This window comes from Mesorhizobium sp. M7A.F.Ca.AU.002.02.1.1, from assembly GCF_003998535.1.
Classification (GTDB): domain Bacteria; phylum Pseudomonadota; class Alphaproteobacteria; order Rhizobiales; family Rhizobiaceae; genus Mesorhizobium; species Mesorhizobium ciceri.
In genome coordinates this window covers 1-1,992 of sequence record NZ_RZPB01000949.1, presented here as the reverse complement: position 1 = coordinate 1,992, position 1,992 = coordinate 1, and the positions used below count along the sequence as shown (strand labels likewise).

The 1,992-nt window shown below is 61.3% G+C and carries 3 protein-coding genes; all 3 read right to left on the bottom strand.

Annotated features, from left to right (window positions below; genetic code table 11):
* Positions 1-994, bottom strand: a 994-nt coding sequence (locus EN879_RS40695; protein WP_164774754.1) for an ABC transporter ATP-binding protein, incomplete at its 3' end; no start/stop codon positions are given.
* Positions 991-1,758 carry a hypothetical protein gene (locus tag EN879_RS33670; RefSeq protein WP_127274594.1) on the bottom strand — a complete coding sequence of 256 codons (768 nt, stop codon included), beginning with the start codon at positions 1,756-1,758 and terminating at the stop codon, positions 991-993. The genes EN879_RS33670 and EN879_RS40695, both read right to left, overlap by 4 nt.
* On the bottom strand, positions 1,755-1,992 hold a 238-nt coding region (locus EN879_RS39200; protein ID WP_206521056.1), incomplete at its 5' end, for a hypothetical protein. The genes EN879_RS39200 and EN879_RS33670, both read right to left, overlap by 4 nt.

Below are 1,992 nucleotides of genomic sequence, written 5' to 3'. Positions count from 1 at the left end.
ACTTACCGCAGCCGGACTCGCCAACAAGCGACAGCGTTTCTCCAGGCATGATATCGAAGCTTAGACCCTCGACGGCATGGAGACGCCCAACCTTGCGGCGCATTGCTCCGCCACGCACATCGAACCGGGTCACCAGGTTGCGCACGCTCAAAACCGGCTTGGGCACAGCATCCTTGGCAGGCGCGCGGTAGGTGCGGGCCACGCCTTGCCCCAAGCGCGGGACCGCGTCGATCAGCATCCTCGTATAGTCCTCGCGCGGACGTTCGAAAACGTCCTTTACTGCTCCCATCTCCACCACACGTCCCTTGTGCATGACCATGACGCGGTCGGCGATGTTGGCCACTACGCCCATGTCATGCGTGATGAACAGGATCGCGGTGCCGGTATCGCGCTGGACCTCGTCCAGGAGGTCGAGGATCTGTGCCTGTATCGTCACATCGAGCGCTGTTGTCGGCTCATCGGCGATAAGCAGCTTCGGCGAGCACGCCAAGGCGATGGCGATCATGATCCTTTGCCGCATTCCCCCGGAGAACATGTGAGGATAGTCGTTGAACCGCCGCCGCGCGTCCGGAATGCGAACGCGGTCGAAAAGCCGGATGCCCTCCTCCCGCGCCTCGGCATCGCTCAAGGGTCGATGCTGGCGCAGCATTTCCTTGATCTGGGTGCTGACCTGCAGCACCGGATTCAGGCTCATCATCGGTTCTTGGAAGATCATGCTGGCAATGCCGCCACGCACCTGCCGCAATGTCGATGTCGACGCGCCCACCACTTGCTGGCCATCGACAATGACCGAACCGCTCACATGGGTATTGCCGGCAAGCAGTCCCATTATCGTCATGGAAGTGACGCTCTTGCCGGATCCCGACTCGCCGACAAGCGCCAGCGTCTCGCCGGCATGGATGGCCAGATCGACGTCATGCACCACCTGATGCTTGCCGAAAGCGACGCTGAGGCCGTTCACCTCAACCACCGGATTGGATATCGGTTCATTCATGAGCTTGGTGCCGGTGCAACAGTGAAGCCCGCCTGCGAGCGGGAGCGCTCCGACGTTGGAGCCCAGGTGAGCATTTCGAGCCCGTACAGCGCATCCAGTGTCTCGCGCGATACGGGAATACCCTTGTTGTGTGCCAAGGCGATCTTCGCCCCAGGCCGAACGGCAGCGCATCCGGACTCCTTCAGTTCAGGTCTGCGGGCGCTGACCATGAGAAGCGCGCACCCCGGCGCCGGCCTGGCGGCGTCGATCGATTTCAAGGCTGCCGTTTCGCCGCCGAGGAGCGCCGCTAGGGTATCTTCCCCTTGGCCCGAATACAGCACACCCCTTGGATCCGGTTCAGCCAACAGCCAGTCGAAGGTTCCGTCGCGGGCGACGATACCGATAGAAGAGAGATTGTAGTTCATCGCGCCGATCAGCGTGGCCGGAACAAGCGACAACTCGGTCGCCGAAGATATCCGACATAGCTCCCATTTGGCGTCGCTTACATGGGCGGCGAGAGCATCGACTGCGGCTGGTCCGGTTTCCAGAAATGAAATGCCAGCGGCATCCAGCATCGTGAGGCCGTTCGACTTGTGATAGCTGAAGCCATGAGAGGGCCGCGGGCCTGCCTGACGGATATCGTCCAGAACAGCCGGATCGAGTGCTGCACCCGCTGCCACGATATGAGCCCCCCGATCAGCGGTGCCGAACGCATACCCCAGAGCTCTAAGCGACCATGGTAGGATGCGGGTCAGTTCGGAATATGCAACGGTGGTCATGCTCACAGGGCAACCTCATTGTCATGCTTGCGAAGCTGGGGACTCGGCCTGTCAGGCGTCAGGATTTCCGAAGGCAGCGGCTGATCTTGGAAGAAAGTGCCCCGCACATAGCGGATGCTGAGCGGCGTCGAGCCACGAATGCCCAGCGACGCAAGGAAAAAACGTATGAGCTCGGCGGGGACGAAATCGCGATGCGCGAGCGGATCCCGTATTTCGGCGTAGGGTAGGCCATCCAGATAC